This is a genomic window from Sphingomonas sp. (assembly GCF_041661885.1).
Lineage (GTDB): Bacteria > Pseudomonadota > Alphaproteobacteria > Sphingomonadales > Sphingomonadaceae > Sphingomonas.
Genome location: NZ_JBAZTL010000003.1, coordinates 71,910 through 93,175, shown reverse-complemented (window position 1 = coordinate 93,175; position 21,266 = coordinate 71,910). Strand labels below are relative to the sequence as shown.

The 21,266-nt window shown below is 65.0% G+C and carries 26 protein-coding genes; 18 read left to right on the top strand and 8 right to left on the bottom strand.

Annotated features, from left to right (window positions below; genetic code table 11):
• Positions 1-15: 15 nt before the first annotated feature.
• Positions 16-681, bottom strand: a complete 666-nt coding sequence (locus WC704_RS06910; RefSeq protein ID WP_372889185.1) for a nitroreductase — start codon at positions 679-681, stop codon at positions 16-18.
• A 101-nt stretch (positions 682-782) separates the two neighbouring features.
• Here WC704_RS06910 and WC704_RS06905 point away from each other — a divergent pair, with 101 nt between their 5' ends.
• The 3 genes from WC704_RS06905 to WC704_RS06895 all read left to right on the top strand — a co-directional run bounded on the left by WC704_RS06905 (position 783) and on the right by WC704_RS06895 (position 3,418).
• Positions 783-1,955 (top strand): acetyl-CoA C-acetyltransferase, encoded by a 1,173-nt coding sequence (locus WC704_RS06905; protein ID WP_372889184.1) that lies wholly within the window; start codon positions 783-785, stop codon positions 1,953-1,955.
• Between the two features lie 135 nt (positions 1,956-2,090).
• The gene (locus WC704_RS06900; protein WP_372889183.1) at positions 2,091-2,873 is read left to right on the top strand and encodes an SDR family NAD(P)-dependent oxidoreductase; all 783 of its coding nucleotides are present in this window, start codon (positions 2,091-2,093) and stop codon (positions 2,871-2,873) included.
• Between the two features lie 116 nt (positions 2,874-2,989).
• Positions 2,990-3,418, top strand: a complete 429-nt coding sequence (locus tag WC704_RS06895) for an acyl-CoA thioesterase (protein ID WP_372889182.1) — start codon at positions 2,990-2,992, stop codon at positions 3,416-3,418.
• 183 nt (positions 3,419-3,601) lie between these two features.
• Here the strand turns inward: WC704_RS06895 and WC704_RS06890 are convergent, their stop codons facing one another.
• The 6 genes from WC704_RS06890 to WC704_RS06865 are packed head-to-tail and all read right to left on the bottom strand — an operon-like array spanning position 3,602 to position 8,567.
• Positions 3,602-4,390 (bottom strand): crotonase/enoyl-CoA hydratase family protein, encoded by a 789-nt coding sequence (locus WC704_RS06890; protein ID WP_372889181.1) that lies wholly within the window; start codon positions 4,388-4,390, stop codon positions 3,602-3,604.
• Positions 4,387-5,922: an acyl-CoA synthetase gene (locus WC704_RS06885; RefSeq protein ID WP_372889180.1), complete on the bottom strand. Its 1,536-nt coding sequence runs from the start codon at positions 5,920-5,922 to the stop codon at positions 4,387-4,389. The genes WC704_RS06890 and WC704_RS06885 overlap by 4 nt, the downstream gene beginning before the upstream one ends.
• 48 nt (positions 5,923-5,970) lie before the next feature.
• Positions 5,971-6,564 carry a winged helix-turn-helix domain-containing protein gene (locus tag WC704_RS06880; protein WP_372889179.1) on the bottom strand — a complete coding sequence of 198 codons (594 nt, stop codon included), beginning with the start codon at positions 6,562-6,564 and terminating at the stop codon, positions 5,971-5,973.
• 50 nt (positions 6,565-6,614) lie between these two features.
• Complete coding sequence (locus tag WC704_RS06875) at positions 6,615-7,508, bottom strand: transposase (protein ID WP_372889178.1); 894 nt, start codon at positions 7,506-7,508, stop codon at positions 6,615-6,617.
• A complete protein-coding gene (locus tag WC704_RS06870) occupies positions 7,508-8,416 on the bottom strand; it encodes a hypothetical protein (RefSeq protein WP_372889177.1) in 909 nt (302 codons plus the stop codon). Before WC704_RS06870 ends, WC704_RS06875 begins: the two co-directional genes overlap by 1 nt.
• Positions 8,409-8,567: a hypothetical protein gene (locus WC704_RS06865; protein WP_372889176.1), complete on the bottom strand. Its 159-nt coding sequence runs from the start codon at positions 8,565-8,567 to the stop codon at positions 8,409-8,411. Before WC704_RS06865 ends, WC704_RS06870 begins: the two co-directional genes overlap by 8 nt.
• Positions 8,568-8,745: 178 nt before the next feature.
• Between WC704_RS06865 and WC704_RS06860 the strand changes: the two genes are divergently transcribed.
• Genes WC704_RS06860 through WC704_RS06850 form a run of 3 tightly spaced genes read left to right on the top strand, consistent with a single transcriptional unit; the run spans position 8,746 to position 9,979 of the window.
• Complete coding sequence (locus tag WC704_RS06860; RefSeq protein WP_372889540.1) at positions 8,746-9,195, top strand: PaaI family thioesterase; 450 nt, start codon at positions 8,746-8,748, stop codon at positions 9,193-9,195.
• Positions 9,195-9,572, top strand: a complete 378-nt coding sequence (locus tag WC704_RS06855) for a PaaI family thioesterase (RefSeq protein WP_372889539.1) — start codon at positions 9,195-9,197, stop codon at positions 9,570-9,572. Before WC704_RS06860 ends, WC704_RS06855 begins: the two co-directional genes overlap by 1 nt.
• Positions 9,569-9,979: a hypothetical protein gene (locus WC704_RS06850; protein WP_372889175.1), complete on the top strand. Its 411-nt coding sequence runs from the start codon at positions 9,569-9,571 to the stop codon at positions 9,977-9,979. The genes WC704_RS06855 and WC704_RS06850 overlap by 4 nt, the downstream gene beginning before the upstream one ends.
• On the opposite strand, the gene WC704_RS06845 is transcribed toward WC704_RS06850, so the two are convergent.
• Positions 9,976-11,184 carry a PQQ-dependent sugar dehydrogenase gene (locus tag WC704_RS06845; protein ID WP_372889174.1) on the bottom strand — a complete coding sequence of 403 codons (1,209 nt, stop codon included), beginning with the start codon at positions 11,182-11,184 and terminating at the stop codon, positions 9,976-9,978. The genes WC704_RS06850 and WC704_RS06845 overlap by 4 nt on opposite strands.
• A 180-nt stretch (positions 11,185-11,364) precedes the next feature.
• Between WC704_RS06845 and rimP the strand changes: the two genes are divergently transcribed.
• The 12 genes from rimP (at position 11,365) to rpsO (ending at position 21,263) form a co-directional block, all read left to right on the top strand.
• Positions 11,365-11,949, top strand: a complete 585-nt coding sequence (gene rimP / locus WC704_RS06840; protein WP_372889173.1) for a ribosome maturation protein RimP — start codon at positions 11,365-11,367, stop codon at positions 11,947-11,949.
• Entirely contained in the window at positions 11,949-13,571 is a 1,623-nt protein-coding gene (gene nusA / locus WC704_RS06835; RefSeq protein WP_372889172.1) for a transcription termination factor NusA, read from the top strand. The genes rimP and nusA overlap by 1 nt, the downstream gene beginning before the upstream one ends.
• On the top strand, positions 13,571-13,801 hold the full coding sequence (locus tag WC704_RS06830; protein WP_033964443.1) for a 4-oxalocrotonate tautomerase family protein: 231 nt from the start codon (positions 13,571-13,573) through the stop codon (positions 13,799-13,801). The genes nusA and WC704_RS06830 overlap by 1 nt, the downstream gene beginning before the upstream one ends.
• Before the next feature lie 69 nt (positions 13,802-13,870).
• Positions 13,871-14,635 carry a DUF448 domain-containing protein gene (locus tag WC704_RS06825; protein ID WP_372889171.1) on the top strand — a complete coding sequence of 255 codons (765 nt, stop codon included), beginning with the start codon at positions 13,871-13,873 and terminating at the stop codon, positions 14,633-14,635.
• The gene (gene infB, locus WC704_RS06820; RefSeq protein WP_372889170.1) at positions 14,632-17,412 is read left to right on the top strand and encodes a translation initiation factor IF-2; all 2,781 of its coding nucleotides are present in this window, start codon (positions 14,632-14,634) and stop codon (positions 17,410-17,412) included. Before WC704_RS06825 ends, infB begins: the two co-directional genes overlap by 4 nt.
• 140 nt (positions 17,413-17,552) lie before the next feature.
• Positions 17,553-17,948, top strand: coding sequence for a 30S ribosome-binding factor RbfA (rbfA, locus tag WC704_RS06815; RefSeq protein WP_372889169.1), 396 nt, complete (start codon positions 17,553-17,555; stop codon positions 17,946-17,948).
• Between the two features lie 31 nt (positions 17,949-17,979).
• The gene (locus WC704_RS06810) at positions 17,980-18,261 is read left to right on the top strand and encodes an AbrB/MazE/SpoVT family DNA-binding domain-containing protein (protein WP_372889168.1); all 282 of its coding nucleotides are present in this window, start codon (positions 17,980-17,982) and stop codon (positions 18,259-18,261) included.
• Positions 18,243-18,647, top strand: a complete 405-nt coding sequence (locus WC704_RS06805) for a type II toxin-antitoxin system VapC family toxin (protein ID WP_372889538.1) — start codon at positions 18,243-18,245, stop codon at positions 18,645-18,647. Before WC704_RS06810 ends, WC704_RS06805 begins: the two co-directional genes overlap by 19 nt.
• The gene (locus WC704_RS06800) at positions 18,647-19,225 is read left to right on the top strand and encodes a thymidine kinase (protein ID WP_372889167.1); all 579 of its coding nucleotides are present in this window, start codon (positions 18,647-18,649) and stop codon (positions 19,223-19,225) included. Before WC704_RS06805 ends, WC704_RS06800 begins: the two co-directional genes overlap by 1 nt.
• Positions 19,226-19,241: 16 nt before the next feature.
• Entirely contained in the window at positions 19,242-19,946 is a 705-nt protein-coding gene (locus WC704_RS06795; RefSeq protein WP_372889166.1) for a site-2 protease family protein, read from the top strand.
• On the top strand, positions 19,943-20,974 hold the full coding sequence (truB, locus tag WC704_RS06790; protein WP_372889165.1) for a tRNA pseudouridine(55) synthase TruB: 1,032 nt from the start codon (positions 19,943-19,945) through the stop codon (positions 20,972-20,974). The genes WC704_RS06795 and truB overlap by 4 nt, the downstream gene beginning before the upstream one ends.
• A gap of 19 nt (positions 20,975-20,993) precedes the next feature.
• Positions 20,994-21,263, top strand: coding sequence for a 30S ribosomal protein S15 (gene rpsO / locus WC704_RS06785; protein WP_010406799.1), 270 nt, complete (start codon positions 20,994-20,996; stop codon positions 21,261-21,263).
• The last annotated feature ends 3 nt before the right edge of the window (positions 21,264-21,266 follow it).

Sequence of the window (21,266 nt, the reverse complement as noted above, 5' to 3'; positions counted from 1 at the left end):
CAAAGGGAAAGGGAATTAATCCCAGATCCTCAGCCACTCCCCTTCCGGAGCCCGTGCGCTGCGCAAGCGGTTCGCGGGCTCTTCTTTATCCTCGAACCCGATCGCCATGCCGCAGAACAGCATCCGTTCGGGCGGAATGCCGATCGCCTCACGCACCGTGTCGGGATACATCGCCCAGCATTCCTGCGCGCAGGTCGCCAGCCCCGCCTCGACCGCGAGCAGCATGACGTTCTGCAGATACATGCCGAGATCGGCCCATTGTGGCGGCCCCATTCGCCGGTCGACCGTGCAGAACAGTGCCGCGGGGGCCCCGAAGAACTGGAAGTTGCGCGCAAACCATAAGCGCCGCGCCGCCTTGTCCTCACGCGGGATGCCGATCTTGGCGTACATCGCCTCCCCCACCGAGAAACGCCGGTCGCGGTACGGTGCGACCAACTCCTTTGGGTAAATGTCATAAGCCGGGGTTTCGGGCTGACCCCATTGGAGCTTGTGCAGCACCGCCGCCTTAAGCCGGGCGAGCGGATCGCCGATCAGCACGTCGATATGCCACGGCTGCAAATTGCCGCCGGTCGCCGCGCGCGCCGCCTTGGTCACGATGCCGTGCAGCACCACCGGATCGACCGGATCGTCCCGAAAACCGCGCACCGACCGCCGCGCCGCGATCGCCTCGCTTACCTCCATTACCCCATCCTTTCGATCATCCGGTATGCAAACCACCTTGCCGAGAGCCGCGGATCACGGCAAGAGAGGTTGCAAATAACAACGGATATGGAGAGTCGAGCATGGCCGAGGCTTATATCGTGGACGCCGTTCGCACCGCCGGTGGCAAGCGTGGCGGCAAACTCGCCGGTTGGCACCCGGTCGACATGGCCGCCGCCGTGCTCGATGTCATCGTCACCCGCACCCGAATTGATGGTGCTGCGGTCGATGACGTCATCATGGGTTGCGTGATGCAGGGCGGGCAACAGGCCGGGCAAGTTGGCCGCAACGCCGTGCTCGCCGCCAAGAACCTGCCCGACAGCGTACCCGCCGTGTCGATCGACCGGCAATGCGGCTCCTCGCAGCAGGCGATGCAATTCGCGGCGCAAGCGGTGATGTCGGGCACGCAGGACATCGTCATCGCGGCGGGCGTGGAGAGCATGACGCGCGTGCCGATGGGCAGCACCGCAACCTTGTTCATGAAAGAGGGGCTGGGCCATTACAAATCCCCCCGGCTCGACGAGAAATATCCCGGCATCATGTTCAGCCAGTTCATGGGCGCCGAAATGATCGTCAAGAAACATGGTTTCGACCGCGACCAGCTCGACGCCTTCGCGCTCGAAAGCCACCGCCGCGCCGCCGCCGCGACCGAGCGCGGCGCCTTTGCCGATGAGATCATCGCGCTCGATATCGAGACGCCCGAAGGTGTCGTCGCCCATGCCACCGACGAAGGCATCCGCTTCGACGCGACACTGGAGAGCATCGGCTCGGTCAAGCTGCTGCAGGAAGGCGGCAGCATTTCCGCCGCCAATGCCAGCCAGATTTGCGACGGCGCGAGCGCGGTGATGATCGTCAGCGAAGCGGCGCTGAAAGCGCACAACCTTACGCCCATCGCGCGGATCGTGAATTTGACGGTGACCGGGGGCGACCCGGTCATCATGCTCGAGGAACCGCTGTTCGCCACCGACCGTGCCTTGCAGCGCGCGGGCATGAAGATCGACGATATCGACCTGTACGAAGTCAACGAAGCCTTCGCGCCGGTGCCGCTCGCCTGGCTGAAGCATGTCGGCGCAGACCATGCCAAGTTGAACGTCAATGGTGGGGCGATCGCGCTTGGCCATCCGCTAGGGGCCTCGGGTACCAAATTGATGGCGACCTTGGTCCACGCGCTGAAACAATCGGGCGGGCGCTACGGTCTGCAGACGATGTGCGAAGGCGGCGGCATCGCCAATGTGACGATCATCGAGCGGGTTTAATACCGTAAAGCCCCTCCTCTTCAGGGGAGGGGTTGGGGGTGGGGCATTTCCACGACTCCGGCCTTGCGTGTCAGGCACGGCCCCACCCCACCCCCTCCCCTGAAGAGGAGGGGCTTCTAACAAGGGAGAACCACCATGAATCTCGATTCCACCAAGGCCGCCGTCGTCACCGGCGGGGCCTCCGGCCTGGGAGCCGCGACCGCCCGCGCGCTGGCCGCCAAGGGGGTGAAGGTCGCGATCTTCGATCTGCAGACCGAAAAAGGCGAGGCCGTCGCCGCCGAAATCGGCGGTGTGTTCTGCGAAGTGAACGTCACCTCCGAGGAATCGGTCGACGCCGGTTTCGCCAAAGCGCGCGCCGCGCACGGCCAGGAATCGGTGCTGGTCTGCTGCGCTGGCACCGGCAATGCGATGAAAACCGCCAGCCGCTCCAAGGAAGATGGCAGCATCAAGCATTTCAGCCTGGCGGCGTTCGACTGGCTCATTCAGATCAATCTGGTCGGCACCTTCCGCTGCGTCGCCAAATCAGCCGCCGGAATGCTGACGCTGGAACCCGGTGGAGATGGCGAGCGCGGGGCGATCGTGATGACCGCCAGCGTCGCCGCCGAAGACGGGCAGATCGGCCAGGCGGCGTATTCCGCGTCGAAGGGCGGTGTCGTCGGCATGACGCTGCCAATCGCGCGCGACCTTATGGGCGAAGGCATTCGCGTCAACACCATCCTGCCCGGCATCTTCGAGACGCCGTTGATGCAGGGCGCGCCGCAACAGGTGAAGGACAATCTCGCCGCCTCGGTGCCCTTCCCCAAGCGGCTCGGCAAGCCCGAGGAATATGCCAAGCTCGCGCTGGCGATGGTCGAGAACAGCTATTTCAACGGCGAGGATGTGCGCCTGGACGGCGCGATCCGTATGGCGCCGCGGTAAGTCTCCCCTCCCGCTCGCGGGAGGGGCTGGGGGAGGGCAAAAAGGCCCTCTCCGCGCTTGCCCCCACGCCCCTCCCCTAACCCCTCCCGCAAGCGGGTGGGGAATAAGGAACTTTAATGTCCCGCCCCGCCCCCCATCGCCTCGATCCCGCCAGCTATCCACATTGCGAGACGATCCAGACGCGCTTCCAGGATCTCGACGTGCTCGGCCATATCAACAATGTCGCAATGGCGGGGTTGTTCGAAAGCGGGCGCGTGCGCTTCAACCGCGCGATGAACTTGACCGGATGGTCGGGCCATCGCTGGCTCGTCGCCAAGCTGGAAATCAATTATCTGGGCGAAGGTTTCTTCCCCGACGATGTCGAGATCGCCAGCGGGATTGGCGAGATCGGCAAGCGAAGCTGGAGCATCCTCGCCGCCGCGTTCCAGAAGGGCGAGTGCATCGCCACCGCCGACGTGGTGCTGGTGATGAGCGCCAGCGGCGGCCTGACCGAGTTACCGCCCGAATTCCGCGCCGGGCTGGAGGCGCACCGCATCCGCGCGTGAGGGGGAAGCTGCGGACGGTATTATTCCCCTTCCGTCGAGGGGAAAGCCGCCCTCTTCCCCGCTCGCCCTGAGCCTGTCGAAGGGCACCTCTCCCCCCGCGATCGCTGCGCCTGGGGAGAGCAGGGCTTCGACAAGCTCAGCCCGAACGGAATTTGAGGGGGCCTCCCCAAAAGGACATCGTCCCTAATCCGCGTCATGGAACACCGCCGGGCGCTTCTGGATGTTGGCGGCGACCTGCTCCATCATCGGCGGCTGGCCGATCACCGCGACCTGTTCGCGCGTCTCGGCCTCCAGCATCGCCAGCGGATCGGCATCGAACGCCATGTTGCACAGGCGTTTGGCGCCGCGGATCGCATTGGGGCTCTTGGCGGCGATATCGTGCGCCAGCGCCATTGCGGCGGCGTGCGGGTCTTCGGCAATGCGCGTGATGAAGCCGTGGTGCAGTGCTTCCTCGGCATCGAATTCCCGCGCGGTGTAAATCAACTCGCGCAGTACGTCGTCGCGCACCAGCCCACGCCAGATCGGGAAGCCGGCCATGTCGGGCACCAGCCCCCAATAAAGCTCGCGGATAGAGAAGCGCGTGGCCGGGGCCGCGATGCGGATGTCCGCGCCCGACATGATCTGGAAGCCGCCGCCAAAGGCGACGCCATGCACTGCCGCGATCACCGGCACCGGCAGATTGCGCCAACCCCAGGTCACATGCTGCGGCAAGATCGCGCCCTGCGCGTTGCGATCGACGCGCGACAGCCCAGAGCCACCGCCCGCCATGCTGGTCATGTCGAGCCCCGCGCAAAACGCCCTGCCCTCGCCCGACAGCACCACCGCGCGCACATCCTTGCGGGGGCCAAGCGCATCGATCGCCGCGCCAATTCCCTCGAACATCGCCGGGTCGATCGCGTTCATTTTGTCGGCGCGGGTGAGCCGCACATCGGCGATGTGGTGCGTGATGGTGGTCGTGACGCGGTCGTTCATACGATCTTACTCCCGGTTTCGCCCCAATAACGGTCGCGAAGCAGCCTTTTGTACAATTTTCCGGTGGCATGGCGCGGCAATTCCGCTGCGAAATCGATCTGGCGCGGGGTTTTTACGCCCGACAGTTCGGCGCGGCACCACGCGGTCAATTCCGCCGCCAATGCCTCGCCCGCCTCGACCATGTCGACCGGCTGGACCACCGCCACGACGCGCTCGCCCATTTCGGGGCAGGGCCCGCCGATCACCGCGACATCGGCGACGCGCGGATGCGTGATCAGCCGGTTTTCGATTTCCTGCGGATAAATGTTCACGCCCCCTGAGATAATCATGAAGCTCTTGCGATCGGTGAGGTAGAGATACCCTTCGTCATCGATCCGCCCGATATCGCCAAGCGTCGACCAGCCGCGCGCATTGCGCGCCTCGGCGGTTTTGGCGGGATCATTATGATATTCGAACGCGCCGCCGCCTTCGAAATAGACCAGCCCTTCGGCACCCGGCGGCAAATCCTCGCCTTGTTCATCGCAGATGTGCAGCACGCCGTACGCCGCCTTGCCGACCGAACCCTTGTGCGTCAGCCATTCGGGCGAGGCGATCGTGGTCAGGCCATTGCCCTCCGATCCGGCATAATATTCGTACAACACCGGCCCCCACCAGGCGATCATCGCTTCCTTCACCGGCACCGGGCACGGCGCCGCCGCATGGATCGCGACCTTGAGGCTCGACAGGTCATAACGGGCGCGAGTCGCGTCATCGAGCTTCAGCATCCGCACGAAATGCGTCGGCACCCATTGGCTGGCATTGACGTGATAGCGCTCGATCGCGGCAAGCGCGCGTTCGGGGTCGAAATGCTCCATCATCACCACCGTGCCGCCCAGCCGTTGCACCGTCATCGACCAGCGCAAGGGTGCGGCATGATAGAGCGGCGCGGGGCTGAGATAGATGCTGTCGGGGCCAAGGCCGTAAAGCCCGCGCGCGAGCATTTCGAGCACGGTCGCACCCGCAATGTCAGGGTCCTCGGGCAAGGCGACGCGCACGCCCTTGGGCCGACCGGTGGTGCCCGAGGAATAGAGCATGTCGATCCCGGCGCGCTCATCGGCAATCGGCGTATCGGGCATCGCGGCGACGGTGGCCTCCCACGCTTCCCAGCCCTCGATAACGCCGCCGACCGAAAACCGTTCGAGGTCGCTTGTCAGCCCCACCGCCACATTCGCCAGACTGGCTGACAGCACGATCAGCGCCGCCCCCGAATCGCGCAGGATATAATCGACTTCGGGCGCGGTCAGCTTGGTCGAGATGCACACGAAGAACAGCCCGGCGCGCTGCGCGCCCCAGGCAATGTCGTAAAATTCGGGTGTGTTCTCCAAACACAAGGCGATCGTGTCGCCAACCTTCAACCCGCGCGCGCGGAACACCTGCGCCGCGCGATTGGAGCGTGCGTCGAGTGCGCCGAAGCTGATCGTCTCGCCCGTCTCCGCGACGATCAGCGCCGGTTTCGCAGGATCGGTCCGCGCGTGAACGCTCGGGTGCGACATATCAGGGCCCTCTCACCGGCTATTTTGGTTTCGTTTTGAAACGCGAAGTTATACCGGGCTTTCGGGCACGGCAAGCCGATAGCCAAAGCCCTTTTCGGTGTGCAGCAAGGGAACCTCGAAACCCCGATCCAGCTTGGCGCGCAACCGTGACACATGGACCGCAACGACATTGGTGCCCGGATGGAAGGCCAGCCCCCATACCGCCCGGCGCAAATCGTCATGCGGCACCACTTGCCCGGCCCGTTCGGCCAAATGCAGCAGCAAGCGATATTCGCGCGGCAGCAGATCGAGCGTGCGTCCCGCGCGCGCCACACGCCGCTCGACTCGATCGATTTCCAGCGGGCCAAGCCGGACCCGACCCAATCCACGCCGCACCAGCGCCGCAAGCCGCGCCGCGATCAGCGAATCGCTCGAGGAAAGCGCCACCGCATCATCGGCACCAGCATCGATCGCCGCTGCCACCGCTGCGTCATCCCCCGCCACCACCTCAAGCACCGGTATGCCAGCCTTTCCAACGCTTGCGCTGGCAAAGCGCACTCCGGCGCGCGCCCGCGCGCCATCTGGCACGAAGCACAAGCCACGCTTTGCCGCCTCCGCCCCAAGGCCCGGACGGAGCGGCCCGAAAGCCAGAACGGGTTCCACCCCGTCGGTTTAGCAGGGGTCAAATATGCAAATGCTGTGATTTTAATCCGTTATGGACCAAATATCGCACGCCGCGCATAGCCCGCCACATAGCCATCCGGATCCTCCAGCCCGCGCGCCAGCACCGCGACCCGCCCATCCCGTTCGGGCGCACGCGATGCCAGCGCGCGCAGTGCGGTAACCCGCATCCGCGGTGCCGGGTGGCGCGTCGCCAGCTCCCCGGCCAGGGCGACACCCTCCTCCCCCGCAAAATGGACCGCCAGCGCGAGCAACGCCTCGGATGGAGCGGTTGTCAGCCCCTCCGCGATGGTGCCCGCCGCGACATCGAAGCGGAACTGGTCGCACCACGGCTGCGCACGATCATAAGTGAGGATATTGAGCGAGACCGACAGAGCGTCTGGCGGAAGCTGGACGTGGACGTCGCGGCGCGCGCGATACAGCAGCACCTTGCCCGATTCGAGCCGCGATCGCTCGACGAAGCGCAGGCCCGCGCTTTCGCCGGGCAACCCCGTCACCGCATCCACATCATATTCGTAATAATCGCTCCAATAGCCCGGCCCCTGATACCCCACGGTCAGGAACGAGAAATTATGGTCGTGCGGCAAATCGTAAAAGAACGGCGCGGTGCCGCTCGCCCGTACCACCGCATCGGTTCGGGCCGGCCAGAAGTTTGCGCGCACGACATAGCGGCCATTGGCGGGGCGCAACAGGAACACCTGCGCACCGTAACTGTTGCCGCTCGATTGCCCGGAACAACGGTCTTCCAGTTCGGCAATCACCAGATCGGCCAGAAAATCACGATTGCGCCCAAGCCGCGCCAAAAGCGGGCCAAGGGCTGCGAGCGAATCCTCGTCACGCGGATCGAACGGTGTCGTATCGAGCGCCGCGACCAGATCATCGAGACCAATCGCGTCCCCACCGCCCGAATCAAGCACGCGCGGCATCAGGCGGCCATCCGCTCGGCGACCAAGGCCAGGGTTGCGGTCGCCGCCGCGCGCACCTCGGCATGGGGGTCCGCCGCCGCCATTTCGCGCAGTCGCGGCAACGCGGCGCGCGTGTCGAGCGCCAACCACTCGCGCATCGCGCCCCAGCGCAGGAAAAACGCCGGGTCGCGCGTCGCCTCGGCAAAGCGTTCCTCGGCACCCGGGCGCTGCGCCAGCCGCAAATACGCCAGCAGCATCTGCGTGCGTGCCGCGCGATCATCATTGGTGGCAAGGCGCACCAACGCGCCGGTTTCGATCGCATATTCGCGCGCATAGGGCGTCGTCGCGGCGCGAATCGTCGCGTTCAACGTCACCACATCACCGCGCGCGTCGGTCAGAATATGCCCGCGCGTTCGCCCGTCGATCCGCACCACCGCCCCATCGACAAGCCCGACAGGCGGCACCGCACGGCATGGCTGCGCGGTTTCGGAAGAAAAATCCGCGCCCATCGGCTCCGCATCCCATAGCCTCAGCCGCGCGTCCCCGGCGCGAACGTACCGCGTCAAGGTCAGCCGTCCCGGCACCACCACCGTTCGCGGCGGCGGCAACGCCGCCAGCGCATCCGCCGACAGCACCGTCGCGGCAATCGAGACTGCTGCGTTTTCGAACAACACCGTCCCGATCCGCAGACCATCGCGGGCGACCCGAAAGGGAGGCTCAAACCACGGATCCTCCGCCAACGCGGCAACCAGCGGCGCGATCAGCGCGCCAACCCAGTCTGCATCCCCCAGCACCGTGGCGGCGACGTCTTCCCCCGCATTCCCTGAAAACGCGGCTTCCAGCGCGCGATAGGGTTCGCTCGCCCGAAAACGGGCGGCGGCTGCAAAAGACCGCGCCGCCGCCGCATCCAGCGCGCTGCGCTCACCCATTGGGATAGATTTCATAAATCAGGATCGCGACACCGATAATGTAGTCGAACACATCATCGCCGACCAATTCGAGTGTACGGATTGCCCCGCTCGTGCCGATCTGTGTTCCAAGGTCGACGATCTGATTGATATCGAGGTTGAAAATCTCCATCGCGCGTCCCCTTTTTGCCCACTCTGTTGTGCCGAACGTTTCGGCCGCACCGAGGCTAAACGCGCCAGCGCCTGCTGTCGGAGTTAATTCGATGTAACGTTGCGCGGCCTGTCACCCACCACGTCCTGCCCGCCAACATGCTTGCGCGGATGCTGCATTGCGGTACATCGCAGGGACGATGATGCCCGACCCCGCGCCCCTGTTCGATCCACAGCGCTTTATCCGCCACGGCGTGGGCGGTCATGGCGGGTTGCTCAAGCTCAGCTACCACGCGCATGGCCCCGATTGGGTCGAGCTTCAGCTCCCCTATCAAACCGCGCTCATCGGCGATCCCGATAGCGGCGTGCTCGCCTCGGGGCCGATCTTGACGATGATGGACATGGCGACGAGCCTGGCGGTGTGGACCAGGCTCGGGCGGTTTCGCCCCCATGCCACGCTCGACTTGCGAATCGATTATCTGCGCCCGGCGACCCCGGGCAAGACGGTGTTCGGGCATGGCGAATGCTACCGCATCACCCGCTCGATCTCGTTCGTGCGCGGGCAGGCGCATGATGGCGATCCCGCCGATCCGCTCGCCCATGTCGCGGGCACCTTCATGTTCACCGACGTGTCGGCGGAGCGCGCATGATGCTGCCGCCTTATGCCAATCTGCTCGGGATCACGCTCGCCGACGCGACCGACCCGACGCTGTTGCTGATGCCGAGCGCCGACACACTGCTCGGGCGGCCAGGCTATTTGCACGGCGGTGCGATTGGTGGCTTGCTCGAAATGGCCGCGATCGTCGCCTTGCGGTGTGCGCTAGCCGAGGACGGCGGTGGACAGATCAAGCCGATCAACGTGACTGTCGATTATATGCGCGGTGGCCGCGAAAAACCGACCTTCGCGCGGGGATCGGTCACGCGACTCGGCGGGCGCGTCGCCAATGTCGAGGCGACCGCCTGGCAGGACGATGTCGCCAAGCCAATCGCTGCGGCACGCATGAACTATCTGATCGTGCGCGCATGAGCGACGCCGCCGCCCATATCCGGGCGGCGCGGCAGGCGCGCGCGGCCGGCGATTATTATGACGCCGCCGTGCAGCAACGCCGCGCGATCACGCTGCTGCGCGGTGGCGATCCGCTCGCACTTGGCTATGCGCTCCGCCATCTTGCGGAAATTCTGATCGAGGCGGGCGAGCTCGATGAAGCGGATGGGGCGGTCCGCGAACTCCTCGCCCTTTATCGGCCGCATGGCGGCGTGCCCCCCTTGGAACATGCCAATGCACTGCGCTGTGCCGCGTTGCACGCAGCGGCCACGGGCGATGACGAAACTGCGCTTGCCTTTTGGGGGGAGGCCCGGACACGCTATCTGGCGCTGAACGTGGCCGAAGGGGTGGCTGAAGCCGACACCCGGATCGCGGCGTTGCGGCGCTAACCCTTCGGCGTCAGCCGCACCAACGCGCCGTCATCCTCCAGCAGCCAGATCGCACCATCAGGGGCTTGCGCGATGTCGCGAATGCGTGCGCCCATCGCCCATTGCTCCTCGACCTTGGCGGTGTCGCCCGACACCGAGACGCGAATCAGCGCCTCGCCCGACAAAGCGCCGATCAACACATTACCGCGATACTGCGGGAACAGCGCGCCCGAATAAACGATCATCCCGCCCGGTGAGATTGACCGATTCCACCACAATTTGGGCGCCTCCAAGTCGGGGCGGCTGGGATGATCGGGGATCGGCTTGCCACTATAATTGTCCCCGTTGGATACGATCGGCCAGCCGTAATTGCGCCCGGGCAAGATCAGATTGAGCTCATCGCCGCCCCTCGGGCCCATTTCCTCTTCCCACAAACGGCCATCGGCGGTGAACACCATGCCGTAAGGGTTGCGGTGGCCGGTGCTCCACGTTTCGGCGCGCGCGCCGCCCGCTTTATACTCGGGATTGCCCGGCCACGCCTTGCCATCGAGCGTCAGGTGCAAAACCTTGCCGAGCCGCTGCTCGGGGTCCTGCGCCGGGGTGAAGCGTTGGCGCTCGCCCGACGACAGATACAGCGACTGACCATCGGGCGCGAACAGGATGTTGGCACCGAATTGCCCGCCGACCCCGTCTGAGCCTGCGCGCCACAGCACCTGCACATTGGTCAGCGCCGTTTCGCTCCATTGCCCGCGCGCCAGCGCCAGGCTGCTGCCGCCAGGGCGCGGTTCGGAATAACTTATGTAAACCAGCTTGCTCGTCGCGAAATCGGGCGCAGGTGCGATATCGAGCAGCCCGCCTTGCCCCTCGTTCAGCACCTTGGGCACGCCGCCGATATCGGCGATCGTCCCGTCCGGGCGACGCCATTTGATCTTGCCCGCCTTCTCGGTCACCAGCGCCGAGCCGTCGGGCAGGATCGCAATCGCGAACGGCTCGTCAAATTGTCCGATGGTTTGCTTTACGAAGGGTGGCGCGGTCGGCGCCAAATTGGCGCGGCCAGTGGTGGCGCGAATGTTGGGGAGCGTCGCGTCGGGCGCATCGTCGGGGAGCGTGGTTACTGGAGGCGCGCTGGGAGATGGCGTCGAGATGACGCCCGCTTGCTCCGGCTGCGCCGAACATGCGGCGGCAGCGACAAAGGCGGCAAGGAGCGACAAGCAAGACGATACCATCCATATTTTCCGGCTTTTCAAAAACACGACCGTCATCCCTCCAAGATTGTTCCGTGGCGCGACGGCACCCCATCCGCGATGGCTTGCCAGCGTCACCCGACACGCCTATACGATACATATTCTCTACATCGCCAGGTGAAGAGGCTGGAGCCCCCCGGTTCCGGCAGCGAAGACCTTTGCATGGGACATATCTTGGCCGACACGCCCGACCTGACTGCGTTGATCGCCCCCGAAGCCGCAGCACTCGGCTTCGATCTTGTGCGCGTGAAGCTGTTCGGCGGCAAGGGCGACCTGACCCTGCAAGTGATGGCCGAGCGCCCCGATACGCGCCAGCTCACGATCGAGGATTGCGCCGATTTGTCGCGCCGTATCTCGGATGTGCTCGACGCGCTGGAGGCCGAAGGCCGCGATCCGATCACCGAGGAATATCGCCTCGAAGTGTCGTCGCCCGGCATCGACCGTCCGCTCACCCGACTGAAGGATTTCGCCGACTGGACCGGGCATGAGGCGCGCATCGTGCTGGCGGCCCCGATCGAGGGGCGCAAGGTGCTGACCGGGCTGCTCAAAGGCGTGACCGACGACCGCATCACCATTTACGTGCAGAAGCATGGCGAGATAGAGCTCAGCTTCGCGCAAGTCGGCACCGCCAAGTTGTTGCTAACCGACGCGCTGATCGCCGCCACCCGACCGCTGTCGCTCGACGGCGCAGACGAGATTGAAGACGAACTGGTGCCCGAAGGCACTGAAGACGAAGGACTGAACTGATGGCCACCGCAGGAACCTCCGGCGTTACCGCCAACCGCGCCGAGCTGATCGCCATTGCGAATGCCGTCGCGACCGAGAAGATGATCGACAAGGGCATCGTCATCGAGGCGATGGAAGATGCGATCCAGCGCGCCGCCCGCGCACGCTACGGTGCCGAGAACGACATTCGCGCAAAGCTCGACCCCGTCACCGGCGATCTGCGTCTGTGGCGCGTCGTCGAAGTGGTCGAGGCGGTCGATGATTACTTCAAGCAGGTCAACCTGAAGGAAGCGCAGAAGCTCCAGAAGGGCGCAGTCGTCGGCGATTACATTGTCGATCCGCTGCCCCCGATCGAATTCGGTCGCATCGCCGCGCAGGCGGCCAAGCAGGTGATCTTCCAGAAGGTCCGCGACGCCGAGCGCGAGCGCCAGTTTGAAGAGTTCAAGGACCGCATGGGGGAGATCATCACCGGCGTGGTCAAGCGCGTCGAGTTCGGCCATGTCGTCGTTGATCTCGGTCGCGCCGAGGGTGTCATCCGTCGCGACCAGCAAATTCCGCGCGAAGTGGTGCGCGTCAACGACCGCATCCGCTCGCTGATCCTCAACGTCCGTCGCGAAAACCGGGGCCCGCAGATTTTCCTCAGCCGCGCGCATCCCGATTTCATGAAGAAGCTGTTCGCGCAGGAAGTGCCCGAAATTTACGACGGCATCATCGAGATCAAGGCTGCGGCCCGCGATCCGGGTTCGCGCGCGAAGATCGGCGTCATCAGCCATGATTCGTCGATCGATCCGGTCGGTGCGTGCGTCGGCATGAAGGGCAGCCGCGTGCAGGCGGTGGTGCAGGAAATGCAGGGCGAGAAGATCGACATCATCCCGTGGTCGCCCGACACCGCGACCTTCGTCGTCAACGCATTGCAGCCGGCCTCGGTCAGCCGCGTGGTGATCGACGAGGAAGAGGACCGCATCGAAGTCGTCGTTCCCGACGATCAGCTCAGCCTCGCGATCGGCCGTCGCGGCCAGAACGTGCGCCTTGCCTCGCAGCTCACCGGCAAGGCGATCGACATCCTGACCGAGGCCGATGCCAGCGAGAAGCGCCAGAAGGAATTCGCCGAGCGCACCGAAATGTTCCAGACCGAGCTCGACGTTGACGAGACGCTGGCGCAGTTGCTGGTCGCCGAGGGCTTTGGCGCGCTGGAAGAAGTCGCTTATGTCGAAGTCGACGAAATTGCCTCGATCGAAGGCTTTGACGACGATCTCGCCGCCGAATTGCAGAGCCGCGCGTCCGAAGCGCTCGAACGCCGCGAAGCCGCCAATCGCGAAGAACGCCGCGCGCTCGGCGTCGAGGATGATCTCGCCGCGCTGCCGCACCTCAACGAAGCGATGCTGGTCACCCTCGGCAAGGCCGGAATCAAGACGCTCGACGATCTCGCCGATCTGGCGACCGACGAACTGATCCAGAAGAAGCGCCAGGAACAGCGCCGCCGCGCCGAGGATGCGCCCAAGCGCGCCGAGGACAAGGGCGGGGTGCTCGGCGAATATGGCCTGAGCGAAGCGCAGGGCAATGAGATCATCATGGCCGCGCGCGCGCACTGGTTCGCCGACGAAGAAACCGCTGGCGAAACGACGGAGGCGAGCGAAGCCTGATGCCGTTCGTCAGCATCCGTCTGGCCGGCACGGCGACCAAGGACCAGAAGTCCGCCATCGTCGCCGATGTCACCCAGTCGCTGGTGCAGCGGCTGGGCAAAAACCCGGCTGCGGTGCAGATTGTGATCGAAGAAGTGAGCCCGGAAAATTACGGTGCAGGTGGGCAATTGATCGCCGACCGTGATGCGCCCAAACCGCAGGAGGACGCTCATGCGGAATCCTCGCAATGACACGCTAGCGGTTCAGACACCGACGTTCGCACTTCGCGTCCTCCCCTCCCTTTCAGGGAGGGGAGCGCAATGACCGACATCATCACCGAAGTCGCAACCAACGACGATCCCACCGGGGCCATCCGCCGCTGTATCCTGCTCGGCGAGCGTGCACCGCGTGCGGCGTTGGTGCGGCTTGCGCTGTCTCCAGACGGGCAGGTTCTGCCCGACGTGCGTGCCAAAGCACCGGGACGCGGCGCATGGATCGGGGTGACGCGCGCCGAGCTCGAAACCGCCATCGCCAAGGGCAAGCTGAAGAACGCGCTCGCCCGCGCGTTCAAAACCGGCCCGGTGCTGATCCCCGACGATTTGCCCGACATGATCGCCACCGCGCTTGAACGCGCGACGCTCGACCGGCTTGGCCTCGAAGCCCGCACCGGAAACTTGCTGACCGGCGCCGAAAAGATCGAAACCGCGGCGCGGTCCGGCAAACTCCACCTGCTGCTGCACGCCAGCGATGCGGGTGCCGACGGCAACCGCAAGCTCGACCAGGCGTGGCGCATCGGCAACGATGAAGAGGGCAGTTCGCTCAGGGGCTTGGCACTACCGGTCAGCCGCACCATATTGGCCGTGGCCCTGGGGCGGCAGAATGTGGTACATATCGGCCTAACGGAGCGCGATGCGGCGCGGCGGGTGAGCGAAACGCTCGACCGCTGGCTGCATTTTATCGGACCCCACCCCGCCCTCGTGCCTTGCGAAACACCATCGCAGGGCGCATCGGCGCTTATATCCAACCCGGCGGGAAGTGGCGCTCCCGTTGCGGCTGACGAAGACACATGCGAGGAATTTGAGTGAGCGATACCGACAACGAAAAGCCGAAACTCGGAATGCGTCAGCCATTGGGGCTCAAGCGCACGGTCGAGACCGGCAAGGTCAAGCAGAGCTTCAGCCACGGACGGTCGAACACCGTTGTGGTCGAGGTGAAGCGCCGTCGCGTGCTCGGCCCCGGCGGTGCGCCGACCGAAGCCGCCGTTGTCGAGGATGCGGCTCCCGCCGTAGCCGCACCGCCTGCCCCGCCCGCGCCGCCGCCGCGCCCGGCACCTGCGCCGGTTTCGCCGGGCAATTCTTTGCTGTCGCGCCAGGAACTTCAGGCCAAGCTGCTGCGCGAGGCCGACGAAGCGCGCATGAACGCGCTCGAAGAAACGCGCCGCCGCGAAGAGCGCGACCGTCTTGAGGCGCAAGCCGAAGAGCGCCGCCGCGCCGAGGAAAACCGCCGCGCTGGCGATGCGCCGGACAGCCCGGCTGCGCCCGACCCCGCGCCGCAACCCGCGCCCGAGCCGGTCGCACCCGTGGCGGAAGCCCCGGCTCCGGTTGAGGCCGCGCCAGCCGCCGCGCCGACGGTTGCACCCGTTGCAGCCGCATCCACTCCGGCTCCGGTCGCAGCCGCGCCCACTCCGGCTCCGGTCGCCGCACCTGCTCCCGCGCCAGCAGCGCCACCGCGTCCGCTCGGCCTGCTGCTCGATCCGTCGCTGCCGGCACCACGCCTGTTCACGCCGGTGCCGCGCCCCGAGCGTCCGCGTCCGGCACCGCCGCCCCCGCCTGCCCCCGCAGCCGAAACCGCACCGACCCCCGCGAGCAGCGCGACGGGCGCACCCAAGCGCCCTGCCGTCGGCGTTGCCGCCCCTGCCAGCGAAGCACCCTCGCGTCCCGGCCAGCGCGACCGCAAGGGTGATGAGCGTCGCGGCGGCAAGCTGACCGTCAACCGCGCGCTCAACGATGGCGACGGCGCGCGTGCACGGTCGCTCGCCGCTCTGAAGCGTGCGCGCGAGAAGGAAAACCGCCGGATGGGCGGCCCGCGTGAAGCGCAGGCCAAGCAGATCCGCGACGTCGTCGTGCCCGAAGCGATCACCGTCCAGGAACTCGCCAACCGCATGGCGGAAAAGGGCGCTGACTTGGTCAAGACGCTGTTCAAGATGGGTATGCCCGTCACGATGACGCAGACGATCGACCAGGACACCGCCGAACTGCTGGTGACCGAATTCGGCCACAACATCGTGCGCGTCAGCGATTCGGACATCGATATCGCGGTCGAAACCGATACCGATGCCGAGGACACGCTGCGCCCGCGTCCGCCGGTCGTCACGATCATGGGCCATGTCGACCACGGCAAGACCTCGCTGCTCGACGCGCTGCGCGGCACCGATGTCGTGAAGGGCGAGGCCGGTGGTATCACCCAGCATATCGGCGCCTATCAGGTAACGTTGAAGGACAAGTCGAAGATCACCTTCCTCGACACGCCGGGCCACGAAGCCTTCACCGAAATGCGTCAGCGCGGTGCCAATGTGACCGACATCGTCGTGCTCGTGGTGGCGGCTGACGACAGCATCAAGCCGCAAACGGTGGAGGCGATCAACCACACCAAGGCGGCTGGCGTGCCGATGATCGTGGCGATCAACAAGGTCGACAAGCACGACGCCAATCCGCAAAAGGTGCGCGAAGCCCTGCTGCAATATGAAGTCGTGGTCGAAGAAATGTCGGGCGACGTCCAGGACGTCGAAGTCTCGGCGCTCAAGAAGACCGGGCTCGACGAACTGATCGAGAAGATCCAGCTTCAGGCCGAACTGCTCGAGTTGAAGGCGAACCCCGATCGCGCCGCCGAAGGCACCGTGATCGAGGCGAAGCTCGACAAGGGCCGTGGTCCCGTTGCCACGATCCTGGTCAACCGCGGCACGCTCAAGGTCGGCGACATCTTCGTCGTCGGTGCCGAGAGCGGCAAGGTCCGCGCGATGACCAACGACAAGGGTATGCAGATCAAGGAAGCTGGCCCGTCCATGCCGGTCGAAGTGCTCGGCCTGTCGGGCGTGCCGCGTGCGGGTGATCCGCTGTCGGTGGTCGAAAACGAAGCGCGGGCGCGCGAAGTGGCCGAATATCGCCAGGGCGTGATGACCAGCAAGCGCACCGGGGGTGGTCCGGCCAGCCTCGAGTCGATGTTCAGCGCGCTCAAGGAAAAGCAGGCGATCGAATATCCTTTGGTGGTCAAGGCCGACACGCAAGGGTCGGTCGAGGCGATCGTATCGTCGATCAACAAGATTTCGACCGATCTCATCAAGGCGCGCGTGCTGCATTCAGGCGTCGGTGGCATCACAGAGAGCGATGTGACGCTGGCGGGTGCCAGCGGTGCGCCGATCATCGGCTTCAACGTCCGCGCCAATGCCAAGGCACGCGAAATCGCCGAACGGCAGAAGGTCGCGCTCAAATATTATGACGTGATCTATGATCTGATCGACGAAATCCGCGCCGGCATGGCGGGCGAGCTTGGCCCCGAGGCGTTCGAAACGGTCGTTGGCCGCGCCGAAATCCGCGACGTCTTCTCGGCGGGCAAGCATGGCAAGGCGGCCGGTCTGCTGGTTACCGAAGGCAATATCCGCAAGGCGCTCAAGGCGCGTATCACCCGGGCCGATGTCATCATCTACCAGGGCGAAATCGCCTCGCTGCGCCGCTTCAAGGACGACGTTGCCGAAGTGCGCGCGGGTCTGGAGTGCGGCGTGACCTTCACGTCGAACTTCGTCGACATCAAGCCGGGCGACTTCCTGGAGACGTTCGAGGTCGAACTGCGCGAACGGACCTTGTAAGCACTTCTCCCTCTCCCCGCTTGCGGGGAGAGGGCCGGGGAGAGGGGCAGTCACGCGGGCTGTCGCTCGGTTACTGCCCCTCTCCCGCGCATCGCTTCGCTCGCTTGCCCTCTCCCCGCAAGCGGGGAGAGGGAAATGTAATGCGCCCTACCGAAACGCCCGAAACCCGTTCCGTCCGCCTGCTGCGCGTGGGCGAACAAATGCGCCACACGCTAAGCGACATTCTCGCGCGCGGCGATGTGCATGACGAGACGCTGGCCAAGCATCCAGTGACGATCACCGAAGTGCGCATGTCGCCTGACCTGCGCCACGCGACCGTGTTCATGAAGCCCTTGCTTGGCAAGGACGAGGAGGCGGTGCTGAAAGCGTTGCGCACCAACACCGCCTATCTCCAGCGCGAGGTCGCCGCCCGCGTTCAGATGAAATATGCCGCCAAGCTCAAATTCCTCGCCGACGAAAGCTTCGACGAAGGCAGCCACATCGACAAATTGCTACGCGACCCGAAGGTGGCGCGGGATTTGGGCGGCGAGGATTGACAGCCCCGCCGGTAAGACGCATCTTACCGTTATGAACACGCAAACGACTCTTTCGGGGAAAGGCCAAGTCGTCATCCCGAAGGACGTGCGGGATGCGCTCGGGCTTGTTCCTGGGCAAAAGCTTGACGTGGTGAAGGCAGGCAACGGCGTATTGCTTCGCCCGGTATTGCAGAAAAGCGGTCGCACGACGGAAGAGATTTTCGCGCATCTCCGCGAAATCGCGCCCAAATGGGAGGGGCCTCCTGTCTCAATCGAAGAGATGGACCGCGCCATCGATGCGATGTTCGCCGCACGATCCAAGGACGACATCTGACTGTCGCGGTCGATACGAACATCGTCGTGCGTATTCTCGTCGACGACGATGCACGTCAGGTCGCGATGGCAAAGGTCGTGCTATCGCGAGATTTCGCGTTATTGCCGAGCGTATTACTCGAAACCGAATGGGTGCTGCGGTCGAGTTACAAATGGCCGCGCGCCCGAATCGGAGAGGCGCTGGCGACGCTTATCGACCTGCCGACGTTGCGCGAGGCACCACCGGGTATTGGTTGGGCGATCGAGCGCTTCGCCAACGGCGCAGACTTCGCCGATATGCTGCATCTCGCCGCCGCAGGCTACGCCGAAGGCTTCGTTACGTTCGACCGCCGACTTGCCAAGGCCGCTGGCCAAGACACGCCCGTTCCCATCGAAACGCTCCCCTGATGGCTAAGCTCTATTTCTACTACGCCTCAATGAACGCGGGCAAATCGACCAACCTGTTGCAGGCCGATTTCAACTATCGCGAACGCGGGATGCGCACCGTGTTGCTCACCGCCGCGATCGACGATCGCTTTGCGGCGGGGACGATCACCTCGCGCATCGGCCTTGCCGCCGATGCGATTACGTTCGAACGCGATACCGATCTGGTCGCCGTGGTGGTCCGCGAGGGCGAAGCGCCTCCGGCCTGCGTGCTGGTGGATGAAGCGCAATTCCTGACCGCAGCCCAGGTCGACCAGCTCGCCACGCTGGCGGATTTCCACGGCATTCCCGTGCTGGCTTATGGCTTGCGCACCGATTTCCTCGGCAATCTGTTCGAAGGCTCGGCGCGTCTGCTGGCGATTGCCGATTCGCTCATTGAGATCAAATCGGTCTGCGCGTGCGGGCGCAAGGCGACCATGAACTTGCGCGTCGGGGCGGATGGCCGCGCGATTGCGGCGGGCGCGCAGACCGAGATTGGCGGCAACGACCTGTACATTGCGCTATGTCGTCGCCATTTCAGCGAAGCGCTCGCCGCCGCCTGATTTCGAACGGACCCCCATGACCGACCCCAATCTGCCCTACACCATCGCGGTGTGGCTCATTCCCCTCGTCATCGCGATCGTGTTTCACGAAGTCGCGCACGGCTATGTCGCGCGCATTTTCGGCGACCACACCGCCGAGCGGCTCGGCCGCCTGACGCTCAACCCGCTGCGCCATGTCGATCCGATCGGCACCGTTCTGCTGCCGATGGTGCTGGCGATCGCACACGTACCGATCTTCGGCTGGGCCAAGCCGGTGCCGGTCGATGCGCGGAAGATGCGCAACCCGCGCCGCGACATGATGCTGGTGGCGCTGGCAGGCCCGGCGACCAATTTCGTGCTGGCGACGCTGACCGCCTTCGTGCTGGCAGGGCTTCTGGTCGTGCTCCACGGTGTTCCGGCCCCGGTGCCACCCTTCACGCTTGCCCGCTTCGCAATGGATACCCTCGGAAATTTTTTGCAGGTCAACGTCTTTCTCGGCATCTTCAACCTGATCCCGCTGCCCCCCTTCGATGGCGGGCATGTCGTGCAAGGGCTGCTGCCGCGTTCGATCGCCGTCCAATATGCCAAACTGGCGCGTTACGGCTTTCCGCTGCTGATCGTGCTGCTGTTCGTCCTGCCGATGATCAGCCCGCAGGCTGACATCGTACGCCGCCTGATCGCGCCCATCGCGGGTGCCGCCACCGACTTTTTCTTCGGTATCGCCAATCTGGGCGCGGCATGACTGGGCTGCATGGCTGGCTAATCCTCGACAAGCCTTTGGGGCTTGGGTCGACGCAGGGCGTCTCGGCGGTAAAGCGCGCGCTGCGTGCCGCCGGTTATGATGCGAGCAAGCGCGGCATCAAAGTCGGGCATGGCGGGACGCTCGATCCACTGGCGACCGGCGTCCTGCCGATCGCGCTCGGCGAAGCGACCAAGCTCGCCGGGCGGATGCTCGACAGCGACAAGGTGTATGACTTCACGATCGGGTTCGGGGTGGAGACCGATACGCTCGACCTCGAGGGCAAGGTGATTGCCGAGAGCGCGGTGCGCCCCACCCTCGCCCAGGTCGAAGCGGTGCTGCCGCGCTTCACCGGCCCGATCGAGCAGGTGCCGCCCGCCTATTCCGCCCTCAAGATCGATGGCGAGCGCGCTTATGATCTGGCGCGCGCGGGAGCGGACGTGGTGCTGGCCAGCCGCTCGGTGACGATCCACGCCCTTACATCCTCCCCGGAACGGGGAGGGGGACCGCTCGGCTTCTTCAGCCGAGGGGTGGAGGGGGCTCTCAACGAGCGTTCCGCTAGCGGAGGCCCCCCTCCACCATTCGCTGAAGAAGTGAATGGTCCCCCTCCCCTGAACGGGGAGGATTTGGAGTCCATCACCCTCACCGCCCACGTCTCCAAAGGCACCTATATCCGCAGCCTCGCGCGCGACATCGCGCGGGCGCTCGGCACGGTCGGCCATGTCACCATGCTCCGCCGTACCAAGGCGGGCCCGTTCACGCTCGACCACGCAATATCGCTGGACAAACTGGCCGATTTCGGTAATGCGCGCACCCTTGAACACAATCTCCTGCCGTTGAGGGCGGGGCTGGACGACATCCCGGCTCTATCCCTCTCCCCCGATCAGGCAGGGCTGCTCCGACAGGGGCGGGTGTTGATCGGGACCGCCGCAGATGATGGCCATTACTTCGCGACGCTGGATGAAAGTCCGGTCGCTTTGGTGGAGGTCCAGGACCGCGAGGTCCGCGTCATTCGCGGTTTCAACCTGTGACGATGTCGAAGGAAAGAACATGACGATCACTGCAGAGCGCAAGAACGCGCTCGTCAAGGAACATGGCCGCGTCGAAGGCGACACCGGCAGCCCCGAAGTCCAGATCGCGATCCTCACCGAGCGTATTCGCAACCTGACCGAGCACTTCAAGGGCCACAAGAAGGACAATCACTCGCGGCGCGGCCTGCTGATGATGGTCAACAAGCGGCGCTCGCTGCTCGACTATCTCCGCCACAAGGACGGCGCGCGATATACCGACCTCATCGCTAAACTGGGCCTACGCAAGTAACCA

Excerpts from the sequence above, each read along its gene's own strand:
- WC704_RS06825 (WP_372889171.1), top strand. The coding sequence starts at position 13,871 with ATGACCGACATCATCACCGAAGTCGCAACCAACGACGATCCCACCGGG.
- WC704_RS06900 (WP_372889183.1), top strand. The coding sequence starts at position 2,091 with ATGAATCTCGATTCCACCAAGGCCGCCGTCGTCACCGGCGGGGCCTCC.
- WC704_RS06795 (WP_372889166.1), top strand. The coding sequence starts at position 19,242 with ATGACCGACCCCAATCTGCCCTACACCATCGCGGTGTGGCTCATTCCC.
- WC704_RS06800 (WP_372889167.1), top strand. The coding sequence starts at position 18,647 with ATGGCTAAGCTCTATTTCTACTACGCCTCAATGAACGCGGGCAAATCG.
- WC704_RS06885 (WP_372889180.1), bottom strand. The coding sequence starts at position 5,922 with ATGTCGCACCCGAGCGTTCACGCGCGGACCGATCCTGCGAAACCGGCG.
- WC704_RS06855 (WP_372889539.1), top strand. The coding sequence starts at position 9,195 with ATGCTGCCGCCTTATGCCAATCTGCTCGGGATCACGCTCGCCGACGCG.
- WC704_RS06895 (WP_372889182.1), top strand. The coding sequence starts at position 2,990 with ATGTCCCGCCCCGCCCCCCATCGCCTCGATCCCGCCAGCTATCCACAT.
- WC704_RS06890 (WP_372889181.1), bottom strand. The coding sequence starts at position 4,390 with ATGAACGACCGCGTCACGACCACCATCACGCACCACATCGCCGATGTG.
- rpsO (WP_010406799.1), top strand. The coding sequence starts at position 20,994 with ATGACGATCACTGCAGAGCGCAAGAACGCGCTCGTCAAGGAACATGGC.
- WC704_RS06870 (WP_372889177.1), bottom strand. The coding sequence starts at position 8,416 with ATGGGTGAGCGCAGCGCGCTGGATGCGGCGGCGGCGCGGTCTTTTGCA.
- WC704_RS06845 (WP_372889174.1), bottom strand. The coding sequence starts at position 11,184 with ATGGTATCGTCTTGCTTGTCGCTCCTTGCCGCCTTTGTCGCTGCCGCC.
- WC704_RS06850 (WP_372889175.1), top strand. The coding sequence starts at position 9,569 with ATGAGCGACGCCGCCGCCCATATCCGGGCGGCGCGGCAGGCGCGCGCG.
- rbfA (WP_372889169.1), top strand. The coding sequence starts at position 17,553 with ATGCGCCCTACCGAAACGCCCGAAACCCGTTCCGTCCGCCTGCTGCGC.
- WC704_RS06905 (WP_372889184.1), top strand. The coding sequence starts at position 783 with ATGGCCGAGGCTTATATCGTGGACGCCGTTCGCACCGCCGGTGGCAAG.
- nusA (WP_372889172.1), top strand. The coding sequence starts at position 11,949 with ATGGCCACCGCAGGAACCTCCGGCGTTACCGCCAACCGCGCCGAGCTG.
- truB (WP_372889165.1), top strand. The coding sequence starts at position 19,943 with ATGACTGGGCTGCATGGCTGGCTAATCCTCGACAAGCCTTTGGGGCTT.
- WC704_RS06875 (WP_372889178.1), bottom strand. The coding sequence starts at position 7,508 with ATGCCGCGCGTGCTTGATTCGGGCGGTGGGGACGCGATTGGTCTCGAT.
- WC704_RS06865 (WP_372889176.1), bottom strand. The coding sequence starts at position 8,567 with ATGGAGATTTTCAACCTCGATATCAATCAGATCGTCGACCTTGGAACA.
- WC704_RS06810 (WP_372889168.1), top strand. The coding sequence starts at position 17,980 with ATGAACACGCAAACGACTCTTTCGGGGAAAGGCCAAGTCGTCATCCCG.
- rimP (WP_372889173.1), top strand. The coding sequence starts at position 11,365 with ATGGGACATATCTTGGCCGACACGCCCGACCTGACTGCGTTGATCGCC.
- WC704_RS06830 (WP_033964443.1), top strand. The coding sequence starts at position 13,571 with ATGCCGTTCGTCAGCATCCGTCTGGCCGGCACGGCGACCAAGGACCAG.
- WC704_RS06860 (WP_372889540.1), top strand. The coding sequence starts at position 8,746 with ATGATGCCCGACCCCGCGCCCCTGTTCGATCCACAGCGCTTTATCCGC.
- WC704_RS06910 (WP_372889185.1), bottom strand. The coding sequence starts at position 681 with ATGGAGGTAAGCGAGGCGATCGCGGCGCGGCGGTCGGTGCGCGGTTTT.